Annotated in this window: 19 protein-coding genes; 8 read left to right on the plus strand and 11 right to left on the minus strand. The window is 71.3% G+C overall.

The window, feature by feature from the left end; translation table 11 throughout:
• Window positions 1–247 precede the first annotated feature (247 nt).
• Complete coding sequence (locus ACWGH1_RS31145; protein WP_453409211.1) at window positions 248–874, plus strand: hypothetical protein; 627 nt, start codon at window positions 248–250, stop codon at window positions 872–874.
• Window positions 875–1,182: 308 nt separating this feature from the next.
• Here the strand turns inward: ACWGH1_RS31145 and ACWGH1_RS31150 are convergent, their stop codons facing one another.
• The 3 genes from ACWGH1_RS31150 to ACWGH1_RS31160 all read right to left on the minus strand — a co-directional run bounded on the left by ACWGH1_RS31150 (window position 1,183) and on the right by ACWGH1_RS31160 (window position 3,855).
• The gene (locus ACWGH1_RS31150) at window positions 1,183–2,466 is read right to left on the minus strand and encodes an extracellular solute-binding protein (protein WP_453354540.1); all 1,284 of its coding nucleotides are present in this window, start codon (window positions 2,464–2,466) and stop codon (window positions 1,183–1,185) included.
• A gap of 277 nt (window positions 2,467–2,743) precedes the next feature.
• Window positions 2,744–3,361, minus strand: a complete 618-nt coding sequence (locus ACWGH1_RS31155; RefSeq protein WP_453354539.1) for an SMI1/KNR4 family protein — start codon at window positions 3,359–3,361, stop codon at window positions 2,744–2,746.
• Window positions 3,362–3,420: 59 nt separating this feature from the next.
• Window positions 3,421–3,855, minus strand: a complete 435-nt coding sequence (locus ACWGH1_RS31160) for a DUF192 domain-containing protein (protein ID WP_453354538.1) — start codon at window positions 3,853–3,855, stop codon at window positions 3,421–3,423.
• Between the two features lie 71 nt (window positions 3,856–3,926).
• Between ACWGH1_RS31160 and ACWGH1_RS31165 the strand changes: the two genes are divergently transcribed.
• The gene (locus ACWGH1_RS31165; protein ID WP_453409212.1) at window positions 3,927–4,697 is read left to right on the plus strand and encodes a prepilin peptidase; all 771 of its coding nucleotides are present in this window, start codon (window positions 3,927–3,929) and stop codon (window positions 4,695–4,697) included.
• A gap of 165 nt (window positions 4,698–4,862) precedes the next feature.
• On the opposite strand, the gene mgrA is transcribed toward ACWGH1_RS31165, so the two are convergent.
• Complete coding sequence (gene mgrA, locus ACWGH1_RS31170; protein WP_453354536.1) at window positions 4,863–5,900, minus strand: L-glyceraldehyde 3-phosphate reductase; 1,038 nt, start codon at window positions 5,898–5,900, stop codon at window positions 4,863–4,865.
• A gap of 128 nt (window positions 5,901–6,028) precedes the next feature.
• Between mgrA and ACWGH1_RS31175 the strand changes: the two genes are divergently transcribed.
• The 4 genes from ACWGH1_RS31175 to ACWGH1_RS31190 all read left to right on the plus strand — a co-directional run bounded on the left by ACWGH1_RS31175 (window position 6,029) and on the right by ACWGH1_RS31190 (window position 11,077).
• Window positions 6,029–6,790, plus strand: a complete 762-nt coding sequence (locus ACWGH1_RS31175) for an isoprenyl transferase (protein WP_361129235.1) — start codon at window positions 6,029–6,031, stop codon at window positions 6,788–6,790.
• 329 nt (window positions 6,791–7,119) lie between these two features.
• Complete coding sequence (locus ACWGH1_RS31180; protein ID WP_136216150.1) at window positions 7,120–8,436, plus strand: PhoH family protein; 1,317 nt, start codon at window positions 7,120–7,122, stop codon at window positions 8,434–8,436.
• A gap of 456 nt (window positions 8,437–8,892) precedes the next feature.
• Window positions 8,893–9,606 carry an aggregation-promoting factor C-terminal-like domain-containing protein gene (locus ACWGH1_RS31185; protein ID WP_453357276.1) on the plus strand — a complete coding sequence of 238 codons (714 nt, stop codon included), beginning with the start codon at window positions 8,893–8,895 and terminating at the stop codon, window positions 9,604–9,606.
• Between the two features lie 130 nt (window positions 9,607–9,736).
• Entirely contained in the window at window positions 9,737–11,077 is a 1,341-nt protein-coding gene (locus tag ACWGH1_RS31190) for an AI-2E family transporter (RefSeq protein ID WP_453357277.1), read from the plus strand.
• 60 nt (window positions 11,078–11,137) lie between these two features.
• Here the strand turns inward: ACWGH1_RS31190 and ACWGH1_RS31195 are convergent, their stop codons facing one another.
• Window positions 11,138–11,674: an alkyl hydroperoxide reductase gene (locus ACWGH1_RS31195; RefSeq protein ID WP_453355503.1), complete on the minus strand. Its 537-nt coding sequence runs from the start codon at window positions 11,672–11,674 to the stop codon at window positions 11,138–11,140.
• A gap of 3 nt (window positions 11,675–11,677) precedes the next feature.
• Window positions 11,678–12,232, minus strand: coding sequence for a peroxiredoxin (locus ACWGH1_RS31200; protein WP_453355502.1), 555 nt, complete (start codon window positions 12,230–12,232; stop codon window positions 11,678–11,680).
• A 136-nt stretch (window positions 12,233–12,368) separates the two neighbouring features.
• Here ACWGH1_RS31200 and ACWGH1_RS31205 point away from each other — a divergent pair, with 136 nt between their 5' ends.
• The gene (locus tag ACWGH1_RS31205; protein WP_453355501.1) at window positions 12,369–13,343 is read left to right on the plus strand and encodes a hydrogen peroxide-inducible genes activator; all 975 of its coding nucleotides are present in this window, start codon (window positions 12,369–12,371) and stop codon (window positions 13,341–13,343) included.
• Between the two features lie 26 nt (window positions 13,344–13,369).
• Here the strand turns inward: ACWGH1_RS31205 and ACWGH1_RS31210 are convergent, their stop codons facing one another.
• Window positions 13,370–13,648 carry a hypothetical protein gene (locus tag ACWGH1_RS31210; protein WP_453355500.1) on the minus strand — a complete coding sequence of 93 codons (279 nt, stop codon included), beginning with the start codon at window positions 13,646–13,648 and terminating at the stop codon, window positions 13,370–13,372.
• On the minus strand, window positions 13,645–14,577 hold the full coding sequence (locus ACWGH1_RS31215; protein WP_453355499.1) for an SPFH domain-containing protein: 933 nt from the start codon (window positions 14,575–14,577) through the stop codon (window positions 13,645–13,647). The genes ACWGH1_RS31210 and ACWGH1_RS31215 overlap by 4 nt, the downstream gene beginning before the upstream one ends.
• A 243-nt stretch (window positions 14,578–14,820) precedes the next feature.
• Here ACWGH1_RS31215 and ACWGH1_RS31220 point away from each other — a divergent pair, with 243 nt between their 5' ends.
• Entirely contained in the window at window positions 14,821–17,103 is a 2,283-nt protein-coding gene (locus ACWGH1_RS31220; protein WP_453355498.1) for a transglycosylase domain-containing protein, read from the plus strand.
• Window positions 17,104–17,191: 88 nt separating this feature from the next.
• Here ACWGH1_RS31220 and ACWGH1_RS31225 read toward each other — a convergent pair whose 3' ends face one another.
• The 3 genes from ACWGH1_RS31225 to ACWGH1_RS31235 form a co-directional block, all read right to left on the minus strand.
• Window positions 17,192–19,297 (minus strand): SpoIIE family protein phosphatase, encoded by a 2,106-nt coding sequence (locus ACWGH1_RS31225; RefSeq protein ID WP_453409213.1) that lies wholly within the window; start codon window positions 19,295–19,297, stop codon window positions 17,192–17,194.
• Between the two features lie 229 nt (window positions 19,298–19,526).
• A complete protein-coding gene (fomD, locus tag ACWGH1_RS31230; RefSeq protein WP_453354372.1) occupies window positions 19,527–20,246 on the minus strand; it encodes a cytidylyl-2-hydroxypropylphosphonate hydrolase in 720 nt (239 codons plus the stop codon).
• Between the two features lie 102 nt (window positions 20,247–20,348).
• On the minus strand, window positions 20,349–21,764 hold the full coding sequence (locus ACWGH1_RS31235) for a class II fumarate hydratase (RefSeq protein ID WP_453354373.1): 1,416 nt from the start codon (window positions 21,762–21,764) through the stop codon (window positions 20,349–20,351).
• Between the last annotated feature and the right edge of the window lie 2 nt (window positions 21,765–21,766).

Consider the following 21,766-nt stretch of genomic DNA (forward strand, 5'->3'; position numbering starts at 1 on the left):
GGATCATCGGATCCCCGGGGCCGGGCCTTTTCCCGTGGGGTGCACGGCACCTTCACGGCGACCCGGAACGGCGGGCCGGCCGGCCCGCTTATGCCGTGCCCGGTCCCGCCGGCCCGACTGGTGCTGATCAGCTGGTATTCATGGCACTCCGCGGATATGTCAGCTCGGCGTCGGGCCCCCGCTCCCTTACGGGTGAACGCGCCCGCGGCGTCGTTCCGGGCCGCCGCGAGCCCCCGTTGGACGGGGCATGAACCGCACCCGCACCGCCGCCCTCGCCCTGGCCGCCGCCCTGGCGGCCCTCGCCCCGGCCCTCGGTCAGTCCGCCGCCACCGCCGCCCAGGGCACCTTCCTCCAGGACCCGGGAGGCGACGAGAAGGCGATGAAGTCGATGTGGACGAAGGACGACATGCACAAGGTGGAAGCCCAGTTCCGCCTCTACCCGAACATCCAGTACAAGACGGTCACCCGGACCGAATCGAAGGGCGGCCAGCAGTGGGAGCGGGACGTCCCCGACCCCAAGACGATGGCCTGGCTGCCCTCGTACGAGTTCGCGTGGTTGGTCGCCGACTCCAAGCTCGTCAAGAAGGCGGTGACGACGAAGGACGGCAAGCACCCGATCGTCGTGCACGCCGTGCTGCGCACCGCCGGCCGGGCCGAGGCGGACGAGGTGGACCAGGAGCTGACGGGCAGGCCCGCGACGGGCCGGGTCAAGGTCCCGGGCGGGAAGCGGATCGGCTGCGACACCGGGGTCTACACGGTGGAGTGGTCGCTCACCCGGTCCGGATACGGGACGCTCCACGGCACCCTGCGCTGGGACTCCAGCTGCGAGCAGTACCGTAAGGCGTTCTCGGACGACAACGGGCGGATCAAGTAGGCCGGGCGGATCACCTGGATCACGTGGGTCATGTGGGTCATGTTGCACCCGGATCACGGAGGGAAGGCCGGCCGTCCGCGCACCTTGTGGGTGGTCGCCGGACGGCTGGGCCGCGGCCTTGGATCAAGGGCCGTGGGGATCATGATGCCGCATGGGGTGGATGCGGCGTGAGGACAAAGTCCGCCTTTTCAGGTGGCGTTCACTCACAGGGGCCGTGCCGCGTGGCCGGGTGCCTGCCGGTGGGCGAGGGCTGAGCGCTGAGGGCTGGCGCGCTGAGATCTCGGGGTCCGGCGGCGTCGGCCGGCCGCTCAGTGCTTCTTGCCGGCCGCGGCCGCCTTGGCGGCGATGTCCTCCAGGACGCTCTTCGCGTCACCCGTCGGTTCCACCGCACGGCCGATGTTGCGCTTGATGGTGTCGCTGACCGTCACCCAGGACGGGTCGCTCACCGGGTAGAGCTGGGCTCCGCGCAGCGCGGTCAGGAACTGCTCGTCGTTCTTGTCGATGCCGCCGCCGGACGGGCTGCGGGCGGCGCTGACGGTCGCGGGCAGCAGGTGGTAGCGGCTCGCGAAGTCCGACAGGTACTTGTCCTGGTAGACGAAGTCCAGGAACTTGCCGATCTGCGCACCCTTGCCGTTCTGCTTGAACGCCATCATCCAGTCCGCCACGCCGACGGTCGGCGGGGTCTCGCCGGCCCCCAGGGTGTCCGAGACCGGCATCGGGACCGTGCCGACGCTGATCCCCTTGGCCCGCGCCTCGTAGGCGAGCGACGGGTAGCCGTTGACCATGCCGACCTCGCCGCGCAGGAACGCGGCGAAGGCGTCGGCGCGGTTCAGCTGCGACGGCGCGACCGGTCCGGTCAGCCCGGGGGTGACCAGGTAGTCCTTGATCCACTTGAAGGTGGCGATGTTCTGGTCCGACGCGAGGCTGTAGTTGCCGCTGCTGTCGGCGTAGCCGCCGCCGTTGCTCAGCTCCCAGATCAACGCCTCGGCGTGTGCCTCTTCCGGCCCCAGGGGCAGGGCGTACGGGACCTTCACGCCCTTCTCCTTGAGCGCCTTGGCGTCGGCCCTGAGGTCGCTCCACGTCTTGGGGGCGGTGATCCCGGCCTGCTTGAACAGGCCCTCGTTGTAGAAGAGGAGGCGGCTGCTCGCGACGAAGGGCAGCCCGTAGAGGGTGTTGCCGACCGAACCGGCCTCGGTGAGGGGCTGGAGGAAGTTCGCCTCGGCGGTGACGGCGAGGAGGTCGTCGGCGGAATAGAGCTTCCCCTGCGCCGCGAAGTCCGAGTAGGAACCCATGAGGGCCATGTCCGGCGCGTTGCCGGCCTTGACCATGCGGGAGACCTCGCGGTCGATGTCGGCCCAGGGCAGCAGTTGCACCTCGACCTTGACGTCGGGATTGGCGGCGGTGAAGTCGTGCGTCACCTTGTCCCAGTAGGCCTTGGAACTCGTCGCGGAACTGTCGCCGTATTCCGCGGCGACGAGGCGGAGCGTGCCGCTGTCACCTGCGCCTCCGTCGGAACTGCCGCATCCTGCGAGAGGTATCAGTAGACCGATCACGGCCGCACCGGCGGTCGGGCCGAACATTCTTCGTCGCACGGGTGGATTCCCCTGAATATCTTGTGTTTCCCGGTGTTACTTATGAGTTACTCCGGGCCGAGGTGTCCTTCCATGGCCCGTTGGCCGGAATTCTCTCCTGACGGCGGGGCGGTTGGTCCCATTGGGGCGGTAGTTGTGTTCAATGCTCCAACTGGCCTTATTCCCTATGGTGTTTTCCGATATGTGATCGACAATTCCGACGCGCGTAGACATGACGAAACGCCCGTTTCCGGCCGAGAAACGGGTTGGGGAAGGAGTGGCGAGAAGAGGGGGAGGGTCAGTCGGCGAACTCGCCCGCGTACGGGTCGGGCTCGCCCGTCTCGGGGTTGCGGCCCTCCTGCCAACGGCGCTGCGCCTTGCGCCAGTGCACGAAGCTGAGGTGGCCGCCGTCCCAGAACGTGATGCTGACGGGGCTCACGTCGAACTCGTCCGAGCAGAGCCGGTAGATGAATTCGGCCATGCCGTACGGGTAGAGCGCGAACGGGTCCGCGGTGTGCCGCCCGACGACGAGGACGGGCCACCGGTCCGGGTCGGGGTCGTCGGTCAGCCAGCACAGGATGTCGGAGCCGCCGGTGACCCCCCAGGCGATGATCGACTCGGGGTCCACGTCGAAGGCGGCCCGGCCGCCCCCCGCCTCCCACGCCTGCCGGGCGTTCGCGGTCTCCTCGGCCATCTCGGCGGGCGCCCACTGCAGTCCGGGCTTCGGGAGCGGCAGCAGGATGCCGGCCTCGCCGTTGATGGAGCCGGAGCCGTAACGGCCCATGAACGCGATGAAATCGGCCGGGAACCGGGTGCCCCAGGCCGCTTCCGCGGCAGGCCAGTCGATGTCCTCGTCGGCGCCGTGCGTCGCGGGCATGATCTGCTCCAGCGCCTTGACCGCAACGTTCTCCGTCATGCCGCTCCCCTGCCACCCCAGCTCAACCGCCCCAACCTACCCCCGGGGCGGCGCGGCGCCTAGCTGCCGTCTCGCCCTCCGGGCCCGACTTCCACCCGGGTCCCGGGGCGCAGGCCCCAGGCCGCCATGGCGCCGGCCGCGGCCTCCAGTACGTGCCGGGCGCGCAGCCGGGGCAGGCCGAGGCGGCCGGGGGGCATCGTGGTCACGGCGATGACGGTGAGGTCGCGGTCCAGGTGGGCCACGTCGATGGGGAAGCGCATCCGGAAGGTGTGCACGGAGGCCGCCGGGGTCAGCAGCAGCGCCCCGGTCACCCCGTCCCGGCCGAGCAGCCCGCGGGTGCGGGCCCGGTACGAGGCGGCGATCTCCAGCGGGACCTCCGGCGGGACCTCCGGCCGGGCCGGCTCCGCCCCGGGCAGGACCCCGGGCGTGACCCGCGCCGGCCCGCAGATCCTGAGGGTGGCCCTGCCGTCCGTCCAGTGCCGCCTGATCGCCATGCCCGCCAGGGTAGGACCGATGGGCCCCCGGGCCCATGCCCGGGCCGCCCGCCGGGGCCTACGGTCTGCGGATGGGCCTGGCCGTGATCATCGTTGCCGCCGTCTACGGCGTGAGCTGTGGGCTGCTGCTGCCCCGCCCCGCCTACCGGCTGTCGGTGGACCCGCAGCGGCCCTGGCGGGCGCGCTGCCCCGAGGGCCACCCCCTGCCCGGCTGGCTCGGTCCGGCGCGCTGCCCGGGCGCCCCCGCGGGCCTCCCGGGGACCCCCCCGGCCGGGCCGTCACCCGCGCGGCCGCATCCGTACGGGCCCTCCTCCGCCCGCACCGCGGCCCTGACCGGCGCCGTCTGCGCCGCCCTCGCCGCGGCCGGCGGTCCGCGGCCCGAGGCGGCCGCCTTCGTGGCGCTCGCGCCCGTCCTGGTCCTGCTCGCCCTGGTGGACCTCGCCGTGCACCGGCTGCCCGACCCGCTGACCCTGCCGCTCGCCGCGCTCACCGCGGCGCTGCTCGGCTGCGCGGCCCTGCTGCCCGGCGCCGCCGGCTCGTGGCGGCTCGCGCTGCTCGGCGGGGTCGCGCTCGGGGCCGCGTACCTCGTGCTGTTCCTGATCAACCCGGCCGGGATGGGCTTCGGCGACGTCAAGCTGGCGCTCTCGCTGGGCGTCGCCCTTGGGTGGTACGGGTGGGGGGTATGGATCGCGGGAGCGTTCCTGGGCTTCCTCTACGGCGCCGGATACGGGCTCGCCCTTGCGCTGCGGGGCCGCGGCGGGCTCAGGACGGCCTTCCCGTTCGGCCCCTTCATGGCGGCCGGCGCCCTCACCGGACTGCTGCTGGGCGGCTTCGGAGCGTAATCGTTTCGCGCCGATGCACGCAGGACGCTTTACGAAGGGTTATGGTGGAACCCCCCCCTCGGGCCGGTCCGTATCCCCCCCACGGACCGGCCCGTTTTTCTTTTCTCCCCACCCCCGCGGGCACCGCCGCAAAAGCGCAGGTCAGTGCCGCGGGTGTGACAGACCTCAGCCCCGCTGGGCCCAGATGTTGGTCCCGGGAGTCGAGACGGCGTAGGAATCGATCTCCTCCAGCTCCTGCCGGGTCAGCGGCGGACCGGCCAGCGCGGCCACGTTCTCCTCCAACTGCGCCACGCTCGACGCGCCGATCAGCGCCGAGGTCATGCGGCTGTCCCGGAGCACCCAGTTCAGCGCCAGCTGGGCCAATGACTGCCCGCGCCGGCCGGCGATGTCGTTCAGGCCGTTGAGCCGCCGCACCACGTCGTCCGACAGCAGGTCCGGGTTCAGCGACTTGCCCTGGGTGGCCCGCGAGCCCTCCGGGATGCCCTTGAGGTACTTGCCCGTCAGCAGCCCCTGCGCGAGCGGCACGAAGGAGATGCAGCCCATGCCCGCTTCCTCCAGGACGTCCAGCAGGCCGTCCTCCTCCGTCCAGCGGTTGATCATGGAGTACGAGGGCTGGTGGATGAGGGGGCGCACGCCCATGCCGGTGAGGATCCGCGCCGCCTCGGCCGTCTGCTCGGCCGTGTACGAGGACACGCCCACGTAGAGCGCCTTCCCCTGCTGGACCGCGGACGCGAGGGCGCCCATGGTCTCCTCCAGCGGGGTCTCCGGGTCGAACCGGTGTGAGTAGAAGATGTCCACGTAGTCGACGCCCATCCGCCCCAGCGAGGCGTCGAGCGAGCCGAGCAGGTACTTGCGGCTGCCCCACTCGCCGTACGGGCCGTCGTGCATCAGGTAGCCGGCCTTGGTGGAGAGCACCAGTTCCTCGCGGTGGGCCGCGAAGTCCTGCGCGAAGACCTTGCCGAAGTTCAGCTCGGCCGAGCCGGGCGGCGGGCCGTAGTTGTTGGCCAGGTCGAAGTGGGTCACGCCGAGGTCGAAGGCCCGGCGCAGGATGGCGCGCTGCGAGGCCAGCGACTTGTCGTCGCCGAAGTTGTGCCACAGGCCGAGGGAGACGGCGGGGAGCTTGAGGCCGCTGCGGCCCGTGCGGCGGTACTCCATGGAGTCGTAGCGCGAGGGCTCTGCCCGATAGGGATTGGTATCAGTCACGTTGTCCTCCCTATCACGGACCTGTGACCGGCCGAGTTGGGTACCCGATCCCGCCGCGCAGTAATGTGGCGGCTCGGGGGTGGGGACCGCAATCCGCACGGGGGATCGCACGGAGGGGCTGGAAGATCGTGAAGCTGCGCGACCTGGTGTACAGGCTCTACGCACGCCGGGTGGAAGGCCGCCTCGACCACGACGCGTCGCCCAAGCACATCGGCGTGATCCTGGACGGCAACAGGCGCTGGGCCAAGGCGTCCGGAGGCACGACGGAACAGGGCCACCAGGCCGGGGCCGACAAGATCTCGGAGATGCTGGGCTGGTGCACCGAGACGGACGTCGAGGTCGTCACCCTGTGGATGCTGTCCACGGACAACCTGGACCGGCCGGAGGTCGAACTCCGTCCGCTGCTCAACATCATCGAGAACACCGTCCGGGGCCTCGCCGCGGACGGCCGCTGGCGGGTCCACCACGTCGGCAACCTGGACATCCTCCCCGCCGGTACCCAGACCGTGCTCAAGGAGGCCGAGCAGGCCACGCACGACGTCGACGGGATACTCGTCAACGTCGCGGTCGGTTACGGCGGCCGGCAGGAGATCGCCGACGCGGTCCGCTCGCTGCTGCTGGAGCACGCCGAGAAGGGCACCTCGTTCGAGGAGCTCGCCGAGGTCCTCGACATCGATCACATCGCGGAACACCTCTACACGCGCGGCCAGCCCGACCCGGACCTCGTCATCCGCACCAGCGGCGAGCAGCGGCTGTCCGGTTTCATGCTGTGGCAGAGCGCGCATTCGGAGTACTACTTCTGCGAGGTCTTCTGGCCCGCCTTCCGCAAGGTCGACTTCCTGCGGGCCCTGCGCGACTACGCTGCGCGCCACCGCCGGTACGGTACCTGAGCGGGCGTGACCTGACGCCCCCTCGGCCCCTCCCGGGGCCCGCCCCCTCCCGTCGCGAAGCCTTCACCAGCGATTCACCGAGCGTCCGTCATATGCCATGGCATGGGCGCGCCGGTTCGAGGGCATACCCCTAGCAGGTCGACGCCCGATCCACGGGTGTCGAATCTCAGCGGACGGCATGGGGCCGTCCGCCCGGGAGGCCCTTTGCACCAGGACGCGCGTGCGGTTCGCACGGACGACGTGGAGGGCCGGAAATCGGCCCGCGCATGGGTGCCGATGACCGGTCCGGTCTTCATGGCCCGACCTCTTCCGAGGGGGTACGTCCTTCCGTGGTGACCAGCACAAAGCGCCGCCTGCCCGACAGGCGGACCTACGTCCTCGACACCAGCGTCCTGCTGGCAGACCCCAACGCGGTGTCCCGCTTCGAAGAGCACGAGGTCGTGCTCCCGATCGTGGTGATCACCGAGCTGGAGGCCAAGAGGCACCATCCCGAACTCGGCTACTTCGCGCGCCAGGCCCTGCGCCTGCTCGACGACTTCCGGGTTCGCTACGGTCGCCTCGACGCCCCCATCCCGCTGGGCGATCTGGGCGGAACCCTGCGCGTCGAACTCAACCACTCCGACCCCGGCGTCCTGCCCGCGGGCTTCAGGCTGGGGGACAACGACTCCCGGATCCTGGCCGTCGCCCGCAACCTCCAGGCCGAGGGCTACGACGTCACGGTGGTCTCGAAGGACCTGCCGCTGCGCATCAAGGCCTCCTCCGTGGGGCTGCTCGCCGAGGAGTACCGGGCCGAGCTGGCGATCACCGACAGCGGCTGGACCGGCATGAGCGAGCTCGCGCTCTCCGGGGAGCAGGTCGACCTGCTCTTCTCGGAGGAGCGGCTCTACGTGCCGGAGGCGGCCGAACTGCCCGTCCACACCGGGCTCGTCCTGCAGTCGGAGCGCGGCAAGGCGCTCGGCCGGGTCACGGCGGACGGCAACGTGCGTCTCGTGCGCGGCGACCGCGAGGCCTTCGGGCTGCACGGCCGCAGCGCCGAGCAGCGCATCGCGCTGGACCTGCTGCTCGATCCGGAGATCGGGATCCTCTCGATGGGCGGCCGGGCCGGTACCGGCAAGTCGGCGCTGGCGCTGTGCGCGGGCCTAGAAGCGGTGCTGGAGCGCAGGCAGCACCAGAAGGTGATGGTCTTCCGGCCGCTGTACGCCGTGGGCGGGCAGGAGCTCGGCTACCTGCCGGGCACCGAGGCCGAGAAGATGAGCCCCTGGGCGCAGGCGGTCTTCGACACCCTCTCCTCCGTCGCCGGGCGAGAGGTCATCGAGGAGGTGCTGAACCGCGGGATGCTGGAGGTCCTGCCGCTCACCCACATCCGCGGCCGTTCGCTGCACGACGCCTTCGTGATCGTGGACGAGGCCCAGTCGCTGGAGCGCAACGTCCTGCTGACCGTGCTGTCCCGGATCGGCGCCAACTCGCGGGTCGTCCTGACCCACGACGTGGCCCAGCGGGACAACTTGCGGGTCGGCCGGTACGACGGTGTGGTCGCCGTCGTTGAGAAGCTCAAGGGGCATCCGCTGTTCGCCCACGTCACGCTGACGCGTTCCGAGCGCTCCCCGATCGCCGCGCTCGTCACCGAGATGCTGGAGACGCTGTGACGGGGGCCCGTCGGCCCTGACGGCCAAAAGGGGCAGAAACCCCATAGGGGAGAGATGAGTTGGCGCCGCCCGGCAAAGGCCCAGAAGCCTAGCCGGGCGGCGTCGTGCTGCACAGGTCTTCGCTGGAATCAGCGGCCTTCCGGCAGGTGTGACCTTTCCCACGCAACGTGGAATTGCCCCGCGGCGTCGTGGTCCGGCAGAGTCTGCTTTCCGTCAGGCCCCGCATACGGCACTCACTTCCGGACTCCGTCCGGGGGTACCCGTACCTCTCGCGAGGTACGCGCAGAACCACAACTCCAGAACCGGTCGCCGTATGCCGCCCGAGCTAGTCGGCAGCCCCCGCGAGGGAGTTGCCCCGGGCCCGCGCCTCCAGTGACCGCGGATTCATGGAGGCCAGTGTCGAGGGGCACTATTGCGACCGCGCGGTCACTGCGGACGCTGCTGGAAGGACACCGTGTGAGCCGGATCTCGGTCCGGGGGTTCGCAGTGGCTTCGGCCACCGCGGTCACCACCGTCGGCGCAGTCGTTGGCGTTGCGGCGGGCGACGCCTCCTCGAACGATCTCGAAACGACCGCCGCCGGAGCGACTCTCCTCACTGACATCCCGGTCGGCGACCAGGCGCAGGTCCAGAGCGCGTCCCTGACGCAGCAGGCCGACGCCATCGCCCACGCCGCCGAAGCCGACGCCCAGCGCTCGGCCGAGGAAGCGGCGCGCATCCAGGCGGCGCAGGACGCCAAGGCGAAGAAGACGGACGCCGAGGCGGCCGATGCCAAGAAGAAGGCCGACGAGGAAGCAGCGAAGAAGAAGCACGAAGAGGAACAGGTCGCCAGCCGCTCCGCGACGCGCAGCGCCGGTGACTTCGCCGTCCAGGGCTCCTACACGGTCGCCCAGGTCAAGGACATCGCCCGGCAGATCGTGCCGGCGGGCCAGTTCCAGTGCTTCTCCAACATCATCAACGAGGAATCGACCTGGAACTACCGGGCCGTCAACTCCTCCTCGGGCGCCTACGGCCTGGTCCAGGCCCTGCCCGGCTCCAAGATGGCCTCGGCCGGCGCCGACTGGCGCACCAACCCGGCCACGCAGATCCAGTGGGGCCTGGGCTACATGAACGACCGCTACGGCAGTCCGTGCAGCGCCTGGAGCTTCCACCAGGCCAACGGCTGGTACTAGGTCTCCACGCCGTCCCGGGAACGCAGTCCCGGCGGGCAACCTCGGGGAGCCCCGCACCGTCATACGGTGCGGGGCTCCCCGCGTGTACGGTCGGGCGAGTGCGTCCGCGGGCGGGGGGAAAGGGAAAGACATGACGAAGAGGGCAGGCTGGCTCGGCCGGCTCGGCAGAGGGCTCAGCCAGATCGGCGCGCGCCTCGACGAACGGCGGGCCGAGGTCGAGGCGGAGACCGCCGTCGACGTGCCTGTTCCCGTCCCGGCCTCGGCCCCCGTGCCCGTCGACGGGCCGGCGCCCGCGGCCTTGGGCGGCGATCCCGGCTGGCGCGAGCGGCCCGACCCGGTGACGGTCATCCCGTGGGGCATGCGGGTCGCCGCGGAGGCCAGTTGGCGGCTGCTGCTGGTGGCCGGGATGCTCTGGGTGCTGATGAGGGTGATCAGCGAGGTCCGCCTCGTCGTCCTCGCCTTCTCCGCCGCCCTGCTGGTCACCGCACTGCTCCAGCCGTTCGTCGTACGGCTGCGGCGGCTCGGGCTGCCGCGCGGGCTCGCCACGGCCGTGACCGCGATCCTCGGCTTCGTGGTGATCGGACTGGTCGGCTGGTTCGTGGTCTGGCAGGTCATGGAGAACCTCGACACGCTCTCCGACCGCGTGCGCGAGGGCATCGACGAGCTCAAACTCTGGGCGCTGGACAGTCCGTTCCACGTGACCGAGAAGCAGATCAACGACATCGCCAAGAACCTCACCGACACCATCGGCACCAACACCGAGCAGATCACCTCCGCCGGCCTGCAGGGTGTGACGGTCCTCGTCGAGGTGCTGACCGGCATCCTGCTGTCGATGTTCTCGACGCTCTTCCTGCTCTACGACGGCAAGCGCATCTGGACCTGGGTGCTCGGCCTGGTCCCGCGCGCGGCCCGGCCCGGGGTGGCCGGCGCCGGTCCGCGCGCCTGGCGCACCCTGACCGCCTACGTCCGGGGCACCGTGCTCGTGGCCCTCATCGACGCCGTGTTCATCGGCCTCGGCCTGTACTTCCTCGACGTCACGATGGCGGTGCCGCTGGCCGTCTTCATCTTCCTGTTCGCCTTCATCCCGCTCGTCGGCGCGGTGGTCTCCGGCGCCCTGGCGGTCGTGGTGGCGCTGGTGACCCAGGGGCCCTTCATCGCGCTGATGGTCCTGCTGGTGGTCCTGGCGGTGCAGCAGATCGAGGGGCACGTGCTCCAGCCGTTCATCCTGGGCCGGGCCGTACGGGTGCACCCGCTCGCGGTGGTGCTGGCGGTGGCGGCCGGCGGAATGGTCGCCGGCATCGGCGGTGCGGTGGTCGCCGTGCCGCTGGTGGCCGTCACCAACACCGTGGTGGTGTACCTGCGGGCGTACTCGCGCGACCAGCAGCGCGCCGCGGCCGCCGCGACCGGCCCGGGCCCGCACGGCGCCACGGCCCTGCCGCGCGCCGAGCGGGGCGAGGGCGAGAACGCGTGAGGCCCCCGCGGCCGGTGACGGCTGCGGGGGCCCCGGGTCCCGTACGGGTACGGGGGAGCGCTACTCGGCGGCGAGGGCGGCCTCGGCGTCGAGGGTGACGGCGACCGCCTGGATCACCGAGGCGATCTTGAAGGCCTCCTGGACCGTCTCGCGGCCGACACCGGCCTTGCGCAGCACCTGCTCGTGCGAGTCGAGGCACTGGCCGCAGCCGTTGATCGCGGAGACCGCGAGCGACCACAGCTCGAAGTCAACCTTCTCCACACCCGGGTTGCCGATGACGTTCATCCGCAGACCGGCGCGCAGGTTGCCGTACTCCGGGTCGGACAGCAGGTGCCGGGTCCGGTAGAAGACGTTGTTCATCGCCATGACCGCGGCCGCGGACTTGGCGGCGGTGTACGCCTCCGGCGACAGGGCGGCCTTCGCCTCCGGCTCCAGCTCGCGCAGGACGCGCGGGGAGCGGGCGGCGATCGCACAGGCCAGGACCGTGCCCCACAGCTGCTGCTGCGGGAGGTCGCTGTTGCCGATGACCGAACCGAGGTTCAGCTTCAGGTCCTTGGCGAAGTCCGGAACGGCGGCCTTGAGGGAGTCGAGGGACATCGCTCACTCACCGGCCAGCAGGGCGCCGGCGTCCAGGGTGCCCTCGCCCTTGTTCCAGTTGCAGGGGCACAGCTCGTCGGTCTGCAGGGCGTCGAGGACCCGCAGGACCTCCTTGGGGTTACGGCCCACGGAACCGGCGGTCACCATCGTGAACTGGATCTCGTTGTTCTGGTCGACGATGAAGACGGCGCGCTGCGCGAAGCCGTCCTCGCCCTCCACGCCACAGGCCCGCATGAGCTCGTGCTTGGAGTCGGCCAGCATCGGGAAGGGCAGGTCACGCAGGTCCGCGTGGTCCTTGCGCCAGGCGTGGTGGACGAACTCGGAGTCGCCGGAGACGCCGAGGATCTGGGCGTCGCGGTCCTGGAACTCCTCGTTGAGCTTGCCGAAGGCGGCGATCTCGGTCGGGCAGACGAAGGTGAAGTCCTTCGGCCAGAAGAACACCACGCGCCACTTGCCCTCGTAGGTCTTGTGGTCGATCTGCGCGAACTCGCTGCCGGCCTCGAGCGAGACGCAGGCGGTCAGGTCGTAGGTGGGGAACTTGTCACCGACAGTGAGCACGTGCTCTCCTTGCAGACATGGAAATTTCCCTTTTTGGGGGTTTTCCAAGGGGGTTGGACGGATCTCACATGCTGGCACAGCTGCATTGATTACGGAAATAGCTACTCTTGTGGTTGGTGATCGGAGGTGCCTATCAGTGGCTACGGGTAGTAGGGGAGTGAAGCTCGGCCCCAAGAACGGGTCGGCCCGGCAGGCGACGCTCGCACAGCTGCGCGCCTTCGCGGCGGTCGCCGAGCACCTGCACTTCCGGGACGCCGCCGCGGCGATCGGGATGAGCCAGCCGGCCCTGTCGGGGGCCGTCTCCGCCCTGGAGGAGGCCCTCGGCGTCCAGCTGCTGGAGCGCACCACCCGCAAGGTGCTGCTCTCGCCGGCGGGTGAGCGGATCGCAGTCCGGGCGCGGGCCGTACTCGACGCCATGGGCGGGCTGCTGGAAGAGGCCGACGCGGTGCGCGCGCCCTTCACCGGCGTGCTGCGGCTCGGCGTGATCCCCACCGTGGCCCCGTACCTGCTGCCGACCGTGCTCGGGCTGTTCCACCGCCGCTACCCCGGGATGGACCTCCAGGTGCACGAGGAGCAGACGGCCTCGCTGCTGGAGGGGCTGGCCGCCGGACGGCTCGACCTGTTGCTGCTCGCCGTGCCGCTGGGCGTCCCCGGCGTCACCGAACTGCCGCTGTTCGACGAGGACTTCGTTCTGCTCGCGCCCCGGGAGCACCCCCTGGCGGGGCGCCGGGACATCCCTCGCGAGGAACTTCGGGAGCTACAGCTCCTGCTGCTCGACGAGGGCCACTGCCTGCGGGACCAGGCCCTCGACATCTGCCGGGAGGCGGGGCGCACGGCCGGGGCGGACGTCACCACCACCGCCGCCGGGCTCTCCACGCTCGTACAACTGGTCGCCGGCGGGCTCGGGGTGACGCTGCTGCCCCGTACGGCACTGCGCCTGGAGACCGCGCGCAACGAGTACCTGGCCACCGGGTACTTCGCCGAACCGGCCCCCTCGCGGCGGATCGCGCTGGCCATGCGGACCGGGACGGCCCGGCAGGAGGAGTTCACGGCCATCGCCGCCTCGCTGCGCGAAGCCGTCCGCCCGCTCCCGGTGTGGCCGACCGACTAGGTGCTGTCCCGGACAGGGCCAGGGGCTCAGGGCTCGGGAGTGGTGCGCGGCCGCCCGCGGGGCGGGATCGGGGCGACGCCGCCCGGCAGGCGGCCGGACTCCGACAGGGCCCGCCGGAGCAGGAACTCGATCTGGGCGTTGGCGCTCCGCAGTTCCTCGCCCGCCCAGCGCGCCAGCGCCTCGTACACCTGCGGGTCCAGCCGCAGCAGTACCTGCTTGCGCCCCGGGCGCCCCGCACGCGCGCCCCGCTCCGGCCCCTCGGCCGGGCCGGGTCCGGAGCGGGGCGCGCCGTCGGCGGAACTCACTGGTAGAGGGTGCCGGTGTTGAGGACGGGCTGGGCCGCGCGGTCGCCGCAGAGCACCACCATCAGGTTCGAGACCATGGAGGCCTTGCGCTCCGGGTCCAGGTCCACGATCTCCTCCTCCGCCAGGCGGGTCAGGGCCAGCTCCACCATGCCCACCGCGCCCTCGACGATCTGCTTGCGGGCCGCCACCACGGCCCCGGCCTGCTGGCGCTGGAGCATCGCGGAGGCGATCTCCGGAGCGTACGCGAGATGCGTGAAGCGGGACTCGATGATGTGCACGCCCGCCGCCTCGACGCGGGTGGAGAGCTCCGCCGCCAGCTTCCGGGTGATCTCCTCGGCGTTGCCGCGCAGCGAGAGGCCGCCCTCCTCATGGGCGTCGTAGGGGTACTCGATGGCGATGTGCCGCACGGCCGTCTCGGTCTGCGTCTCGACGAACTCGGTGAAGTCCTCGACTTCGAACACCGCGCGGGCCGTGTCCGCCACCCGCCACACCACGACCGCCGCCAGCTCGATCGGGTTGCCGTAGGCGTCGTTGACCTTGAGCACGGTCGTCTCGTGGTTGCGGACCCGGGTGGAGATCCGCTCGCGGGAGGTCAGCGGGTTGACCCAGCGCAGGCCCTCCGTGCGGATCGTCCCCCGGTAGCGGCCGAAGAGCTGGACGACGCGTGCCTGGCCGGGGGCCACCGTGTTGAGCCCGCTCATCGCGAAGACGGCCGTGACGTCCAGCACGACGCCCGCCGCGATCAGCGCCACCTTGAGGGCGTCGACCCCGGTCATCGAGCCGAGGACCACCAGGCCGGTCCCCGCCACGAGGCCCGCCAGGCCGAGCAGCAGTGCGGGGCCGCCGCCGATGCTGTGCGCGGTGAACTCCCGTATCTCGCTTGGGGATACGCCGGACGCGCTGGATTCCGTCGCCGATGCAGTGGTCATGACTATGCCCCCGTTTGTCGGTGATGCCCGGCCGTGGTCGGCCGTAGCTTCTAGCGAAGTGATATCACTTTTCCGCTCCACCGCAACCCTTCCGGCCTCAAGTGCGTCGGTTCCAGTGATGTGGGTGCTGATTCTCACGTCCGAAATGATCCGATTTGATCGGGGTTAGTCAACCTTTGTCACAGCCTGCGGTGTTAGCTTTCTGAGCTGACGTCGGGGGGGTAATCGAGCGGAGCGGGAGCGATGGGCCGAGCAGAAGCGCGACGGGCGCAGCAGCAGCGCGGTGCGCGGAAAGCGCCGAGCGGGCGCTCAGACGGGCGCGCGGGCAAGGCGGCCGGCAAACGCAGCGGCATACGCCGCTTCTTCACCTGGAAGAAGATCCTCGGCGCGTTCTTCGGGACGGCCCTGCTCCTGACAGCCGGTGCGGTCGCCGCCTACTTCCTGGTGGAACCGCCGGACCCGAGGAGCGACGCGGTCCTCCAGAGCAACACCTACAAGTACGCCGACGGCTCGATCATGGCGCGCACGGGAGACAAGAACCGCGTGATCCTCCCGATCGAGAAGATCCCCGAGGACGTGCGGACGGCGTTCATCGCCATCGAGAACAAGTCCTTCTACAAGGACAGCGGCGTCGACCTGATGGGCGTCGGCCGCGGCCTGTTCAACACCCTGCGCGGCAAGGGCACCGCCGGTGGCTCGACGATCACGCAGCAGTACGTCAAGAACTACTACCTGACCCAGGACCAGTCGGCGACCCGCAAGCTGCGGGAGCTGGTGATCGCCATCAAGGTCGACCAGCGCATGTCGAAGAACGACATCCTCGCCGGCTACCTGAACACCAACTTCTACGGCCGCAACGCCTACGGCATCCAGGCCGCGGCCCAGGCCTTCTACGGCGTCGACGCGGACAAGCTCACCCTCGCGCAGGGCGCCTACCTCGCCGCCGTCATCCAGGCCCCCAGCCAGTACGACTGGGCGACCGCCGGCCCGAACGGCAAGCACCTGGTGACGCTCCGCTTCAACGCCGTCCTCGACAACATGGTCGAGATGGGCAAGCTGGACCCCGCCAAGCGCAAGACGATCCAGTTCCAGGAGCCCATCAAGCCCAAGCCCGCACCCGGGCTGGACGGCCAGAAGGGCTACCTGATCGAGGCCGCCAACGCCGAGCTCAACCGGCACAACGTCACGGACGCCCAGATCAACGCCGGCGGCTGGACGATCACGCTCAACGTCGACAAGAAGAAGCAGGCGGCGCTGGAGAAGGCGGTCCAGGAGAAGCTGGAGTCCCAGCTCGAACGCAAGAACGTCCAGGAGCGGCCCCAGGACCAGAGCGTGCAGGCCGGTGCCACCTCGGTGGACCCCAAGACCGGCGCGATCGTGGCGATGTACGGCGGCACGGGCCTGAACGAGAAGTACAACAGCAACGCGCTGCGCACCGACTTCCAGCCCGGCTCGACCTTCAAGCCGATCGTACTGGCCACCGCGCTGGAAACCGGGGCGACCACCCAGGACGGCCGCAAGATCACCCCGAACACCCTCTACGACGGCACCAGCAAGCGCCCCGTCGTCGGCAGCTCGGTGCCCTTCGCCCCGCAGAACCAGGACGACATCAACTACGGCGACCCGATGCTCACGGTCCAGGAGGCCACCAACTCCTCCGTGAACTCCGTCTACGCCCAGATGATCGTGGACGCCAAGCCGGCGAGCGTGAAGAAGCAGGCCATCGCCCTCGGCATGCGCGACCGCGACGGCTGGCCCGAGGACAAGCCCGCCATGTCCCTCGGCACCATGAGCGCCAACACCGTGGAGATGGCCGGCGTCTACGCGACCTTCGACAACCACGGCAAGAAGGTCACCCCGACCATCGTCAAGAAGGCCGAGCGCAAGGACGCCCAGTACGACCCGGGCAGCCCCGTCGGCGGCCAGGCCATCAGCCGCAAGACCGCCGACACCGTCACCAAGGTGCTCACCGGCGTGGTCGCGGACGGCTCCGGCAAGGCCGTGCGGAGCGACGCCTACCAGGCCGCGGGCAAGACCGGCACCACCGAGTCCAACGTGGCCGCCTGGTTCACCGGTTACACCCCGGAGCTGGTCACCGTCGTCGCGATGTTCGGCGAGGACCCCAACAGCCACAGCCAGGTCACCCTGACCGGTACCGCCGGCAAGGGCCGCGCGGGCGGCTCCAGCTTCCCCGCCGAGATCTGGAAGGCGTACACCACGGCCGTCCTCAGCGGCGTGAGCACGGACGAGTTCGACCTGTCGGACGCCGAGATGGGCCCCGTCCAGGCGCCCACCCGTACCGCCGTTCCCACGAAGGACCCGAGCCCGACCGCCACTGCCTCGGCGAACACCAAGTCGCCGACGGCCACCAACAGCCCGACGAAGACCGCCGACCCGACCGGCCACACCAAGGACCCGACGAAGACGGCCGATCCGACCAGGCCGACGAAGGACCCGACGAAGGGCCCGGATCCGACGAAGTCGTTCATCTTCCCGCCGCCGCCGCAGGAGCAGCAACAGCCCTGACGGCCCGGAGAACGGACAACCGCCCCGCGACGCGAGCGTCGCGGGGCGGTTGCGTACGGCCCCGGCTCCGCGGCCGCGCCGGAGCGGCTCAGCCCGCGTCGCCCCGCGGCAGAGTGAGCTCGAACCAGACGACCTTGCCGCTGCTCAGCCGGGTGGCACCCCACCGGCGGGCCATCCGGTTGACGAGGAACAGGCCGCGGCCGCCCTCGTCGGTCTCCCGGGCCCGGCGCTGGCGGGGCAGTTGCGGGGAGTCGTCGCCGACCTCGCAGCGCAGCACGTCCGTGCGCAGCAGCCGCAGGGTCACGGGCCGCTCGGCGTACCGGACGGCATTCGTCACCACTTCGCTGACCAGCAGCTCCAGCGAGTCCTGGAGCTCCTCCAGGCCCCAACGGGCGAGCGCCCGGCGGGCGAAGCGGCGGGCCCGGCCCGGAGCGGTCTCCTCCGGGTCCAGGAACCAGTACGCCACGTCACTGGGCGCGATCCCGTCGAAGCGGGCCGCGAGCAGCGCGATGTCGTCGTCCCGGTCGCCGGGGCCGAGCATGTCCAGCACGTCGTCGCACAGCGCCTCCAGCGGCGGCGGATGGTCGACGCCGGTCAGCTGCGCGGTGGTGGCCAGCCGCTCCCGCAACTGCTCGATGCCGGTCCAGACGTCGCGCAGCCGGGACTCCACCAGCCCGTCGGTGTAGAGCAGCAACGTGGCGCCCGCCGGGGCGTCCAGCTCCACCGCCTCGAAGTCCACGCCGCCGACGCCGATGGGGGCGCCCGGCGGTACGCGCAGCACCTCGGCGCGGCCGCCCAGGTGCAGGAGCACGGGCGGGGGATGGCCGGCGTTGGCGATGGTGATCCGGTGCGAGACGGGGTCGTACACCGCGTACAGGCAGGTGGCCATCCGGTCGGAACCCAGCCGCTGGGCCTGCTCGTCCAGGTGGTGCAGGACCTCCGCGGGCGGCAGGTCCAGCTGCGCCAGGGTCTGCGCGGTGGTGCGGAGCTGCCCCATGATCGCGGCGGAGGTCATGGAGTGGCCCATGACGTCACCCACGACCAGCGCGACGCGGCTGCCGGGCAGCGGTATGGCGTCGTACCAGTCGCCGCCGACCCGGGCCGTCTCGGCGGCCGGCAGGTAGCGGGAGGCGAGCCGGACCCCGGTGGGCTGGGGAAGGCTGTCGGGGAGCATGGTGCGCTGGAGTTCGTCGGCGATGTACGCCTCGCGGCCGTACAGCACCGCCTTGTCGATGCCGAGCGCGGTGTGCGTGGCCAGCTGGGCCGCGACCAGCAGGTCGTTGGTCTCGAACGCGGGCCGCTCCGGGGTGCGCAGGAAAACGGCCGAGCCGATCACCCGGCGCCGGCCGCGCAGCGGCGCGAGGATGGCCCGCTGCCCGCGCGGTACGGGGTGGTCGCCGCCCAGCAGCTCCGACAGGGCGTCCTTCGCGGCGACGGAGGACCCGAACACGGGACGGACGCCGCGCAGCACCTCGGCGAGCGGGCCGCCCGGCCGGATCTCGCAGAGCTCCGCCGCGGGCAGGTCGCCCTGCGGGCCGACCAGTGGGAGCCGGCTGAAATCGAGCTCGCCGCCGGACCCGCCCGGGCCGGCGAACTCACCCCCCGTCAGATCGTCCAGCGGCCGGAGCCGGTCGGTGCGGCGGAGCCTTAAAACGACCGGGCCGACGGGACGTTCGTCACCGACCGGCAGCGGATCGCGCAGGTAGACGAGGATGGCGTCCGAGAAGGTCGGCACGGTGGCCCGGCACAGGCCGAGCACGATCTCGTCCAGGTCGATGCCGCGCGCGATGCGGCGGGTGGCCGCGCCGACGAAGCGCAGCCGGTCGCCCTCGCGGCGCGCGGCGGTGACGTCCGCGGTCCCGCCGACCGGTCCGCCGCTGCCGGGTACGAGGCCGCCGGGCACCGGGCCGCCCGGCAGGCCGGTGCCCGGCCCGCCGCCGGCCGGGCCCGCAGCGCCCGCGGCGGACACCCCGTCCGGGGCCGGACGGCTGCCCCCGCCGCCGCCCCGGGGCCGGGGCAGTTCGGCGGACCGGCCGGGCGCGCGGGCGCCGTCCGGGTCGCCGGCCGTGTTCTGCGCATGCGTGCGCACGGCCTCGGCGGCCACGATCGGGGCCTTGCCGTGGCCGGCGTCGTCCGTACCTCCGCCGGAGGCGACGGGCTGCGGGCCCTCCTGGGAGGTGGGGTACTCCGTCACGCGTGGATTTCCGTCCGTTTGCGCTCGATGTGCGCTGCACTCAACTCGGTTCAGTCGCGGTATACCCGCTCAGCGGCAGGGGCACCACCGCCCCGCGGTTCCGCGTCCCGCTCGTTACCTCACCTCGCGTCGGTCTTCGGCCAAGTCCCCTGTGCAGCAAGTCGATTACGGGTGTCCAGCCCGGCGGAGGACGATCCTACGGTTGCACCCAGGGGGCGCATCAAGGGTCTCATGAGGTCATATGGGCCGGGGTGCGGTCCCAGTCCCCGGGCAGAACCGGAACCGGCCAGACTGGATCGGGGCGCCAGTCCTGCCAGCCGTCGCGGAACGGCGGACCCCACTCCTTGACGACCTCCAGGGCCGCGCGGCCCGCCTCCTGCACCCGGCGGGCCAGCGGCGGGTCCACCAGCCCGACCCGGCGCGCCTGCGCGAACTCGTCCTCGTCGCGCCACACCCAGCTGCGGTCCGGGTACACGGAGATGTCCAGGAAGTGGTCCACGGAGTCCACGCCGCCGGACCACCGGGTCCGCGGCTCCTCCAGGTTCACGTACCAGTTCTTGAACCGCCAGCCGTGCTCCCAGAACAGCCACACCGACCACGGCTCCCCCGGCCGGGCCAGTTTCAGCACCCCCGCCCCGAACCAGCGCGAGCGCACGGTGGTCCGCGGCGCGGTGTAGCGGGTGGCGAGCGGTTCCTCGTGCACCGGGGTGCCGTCGGCGAGCACCGGCTTGACGCATTCGGTGCCGGGCGCCATCCACACCGCCAGCAGCTCGGCGGTGTCCTGCACCACCGTCACCGGCCGGCAGATGTGCACCGGGCCGCTGAGCCCCGGGGCGTTGTCGCGGTAGCGCCAGAGGATCTGCTCCCCGGGTGCCCAGCGCGGATCCGGCGCCCCGCCGTGCGCGGGGCCGTGCGCGACGCCGTCCCCGCGGCCTCCGGTACCTGTCATGCGCAGATCTTAGGTCGGGGCGCCGTCCCTGTGCTGCGGTGCAGGTCACGGTCCTGTCCGGGGACGGGAAACGACCGGATCCGGACCCCGCCCCCGGGGCGTTCAGGGCCGGGTCATGCGCAGCACGTCCAGCGCCTCGTCCAACTGGGCGAGGGTGAGCGCGCCCTGGTCGACGTAGCCGGAATCGAGCACGACCTCCCGGATCGTCTTGCGTTCCGCCAGGGCCCGCTTGGCCACCTTGGCGGCTTCCTCGTAGCCGATGTAGCGGTTCAGCGGGGTCACCACCGAGGGGGAGGATTCCGCGTACTCCCTGGCCCGTTCGGCGTTGGCGGTGATTCCGGCCACCGTCCGGTCGGCCAGCAACCGGCTCGCGTTGCCCAGCAGACGGATCGATTCGAGCAGGTTCCGGGCCATCAGCGGGATCATCACGTTGAGCTCGAAGTTCCCGGACGCGCCCGCCACGGCGACCGCCGCGTCGTTGCCCGTCACCTGGGCGGCCACCATCAGGACGGCCTCCGGGATGACCGGATTGACCTTCCCCGGCATGATCGACGACCCCGGCTGGAGATCCGGGAGATTGATTTCGGCCAATCCGGTGCGCGGACCCGATGCCATCCAGCGCAGATCGTTGCAGATCTTGGTGAGGGAGACGGCGACGGTACGGAGCATTCCCGAGGTCTCCACCAGCGCGTCCCGGGCGCCCTGGGCCTCGAAGTGGTCCCGCGCCTCGGTCAGTGGCAGCCCCGTCGCGTCGGCCACCTCCGCGATCACGGCGGCGGAGAACCCGGGCGGGGTGTTGATGCCGGTACCCACCGCGGTTCCGCCCAGGGGCAGTTCGGCGAGCCGGGGCAGGGCCGCGCGCAGCCGCTCGACGCCGTACCGCACCTGGGCCGCGTACCCGCCGAACTCCTGGCCGAGGGTGACCGGGGTGGCGTCCATCAGGTGCGTGCGCCCGGCCTTGACCACCTCCGCGAACTCGGCGGACTTGAGTTCCAGCGCGGCGGCGAGGTGTTCCAGGGCCGGGATCAGCTCTCCGGTGACGGCGGCGGTGGCCGCGATGTGCACGGAGGAGGGGAAGACGTCGTTGGAGCTCTGTGAGGCGTTGACGTGGTCGTTGGGGTGCACCGGGCGGCCGAGCCGCTCGCTCGCCAGCGTGGCGATCACCTCGTTGGTGTTCATGTTGGACGAGGTCCCGGACCCGGTCTGGAACACGTCGACGGGGAAGTGCTCGTCCCAGCGGCCGTCGGCCACCTCCTCGGCGGCGGAGCGGATCGCCGCGGCGACGTCCTCGTCCAGGACGCCGAGCCGGGCGTTCACCAGCGCCGCGGCGGCCTTGACCCGGGCCAGGGCGGCGATGTGGGCGCGCTCCAGGCGCTGCCCGGAGACGGGGAAGTTCTCCACCGCGCGCTGGGTCTGGGCCCGCCACTTGGCGTGCGCGGGGACCCGTACCTCGCCCATGGAGTCGTGCTCGATGCGGAACTCGGCGGGGCCGGCTCCGGTCTGCTGATCGGCTGTCATGT

Source organism: Streptomyces sp. NPDC054883 (assembly GCF_053610645.1).

What these genes read in the sequence shown, in the direction of transcription:
- ACWGH1_RS31215 (WP_453355499.1), bottom strand. Translation starts at nt 14,577, where the DNA reads ATGACCACTGCATCGGCGACGGAATCCAGCGCGTCCGGCGTATCCCCA.
- ACWGH1_RS31145 (WP_453409211.1), top strand. Translation starts at nt 248, where the DNA reads ATGAACCGCACCCGCACCGCCGCCCTCGCCCTGGCCGCCGCCCTGGCG.
- ACWGH1_RS31165 (WP_453409212.1), top strand. Translation starts at nt 3,927, where the DNA reads ATGGGCCTGGCCGTGATCATCGTTGCCGCCGTCTACGGCGTGAGCTGT.
- ACWGH1_RS31235 (WP_453354373.1), bottom strand. Translation starts at nt 21,764, where the DNA reads ATGACAGCCGATCAGCAGACCGGAGCCGGCCCCGCCGAGTTCCGCATC.
- ACWGH1_RS31155 (WP_453354539.1), bottom strand. Translation starts at nt 3,361, where the DNA reads ATGACGGAGAACGTTGCGGTCAAGGCGCTGGAGCAGATCATGCCCGCG.
- ACWGH1_RS31160 (WP_453354538.1), bottom strand. Translation starts at nt 3,855, where the DNA reads ATGGCGATCAGGCGGCACTGGACGGACGGCAGGGCCACCCTCAGGATC.
- fomD (WP_453354372.1), bottom strand. Translation starts at nt 20,246, where the DNA reads ATGACAGGTACCGGAGGCCGCGGGGACGGCGTCGCGCACGGCCCCGCG.
- ACWGH1_RS31195 (WP_453355503.1), bottom strand. Translation starts at nt 11,674, where the DNA reads ATGTCCCTCGACTCCCTCAAGGCCGCCGTTCCGGACTTCGCCAAGGAC.
- ACWGH1_RS31220 (WP_453355498.1), top strand. Translation starts at nt 14,821, where the DNA reads ATGGGCCGAGCAGAAGCGCGACGGGCGCAGCAGCAGCGCGGTGCGCGG.
- ACWGH1_RS31190 (WP_453357277.1), top strand. Translation starts at nt 9,737, where the DNA reads ATGACGAAGAGGGCAGGCTGGCTCGGCCGGCTCGGCAGAGGGCTCAGC.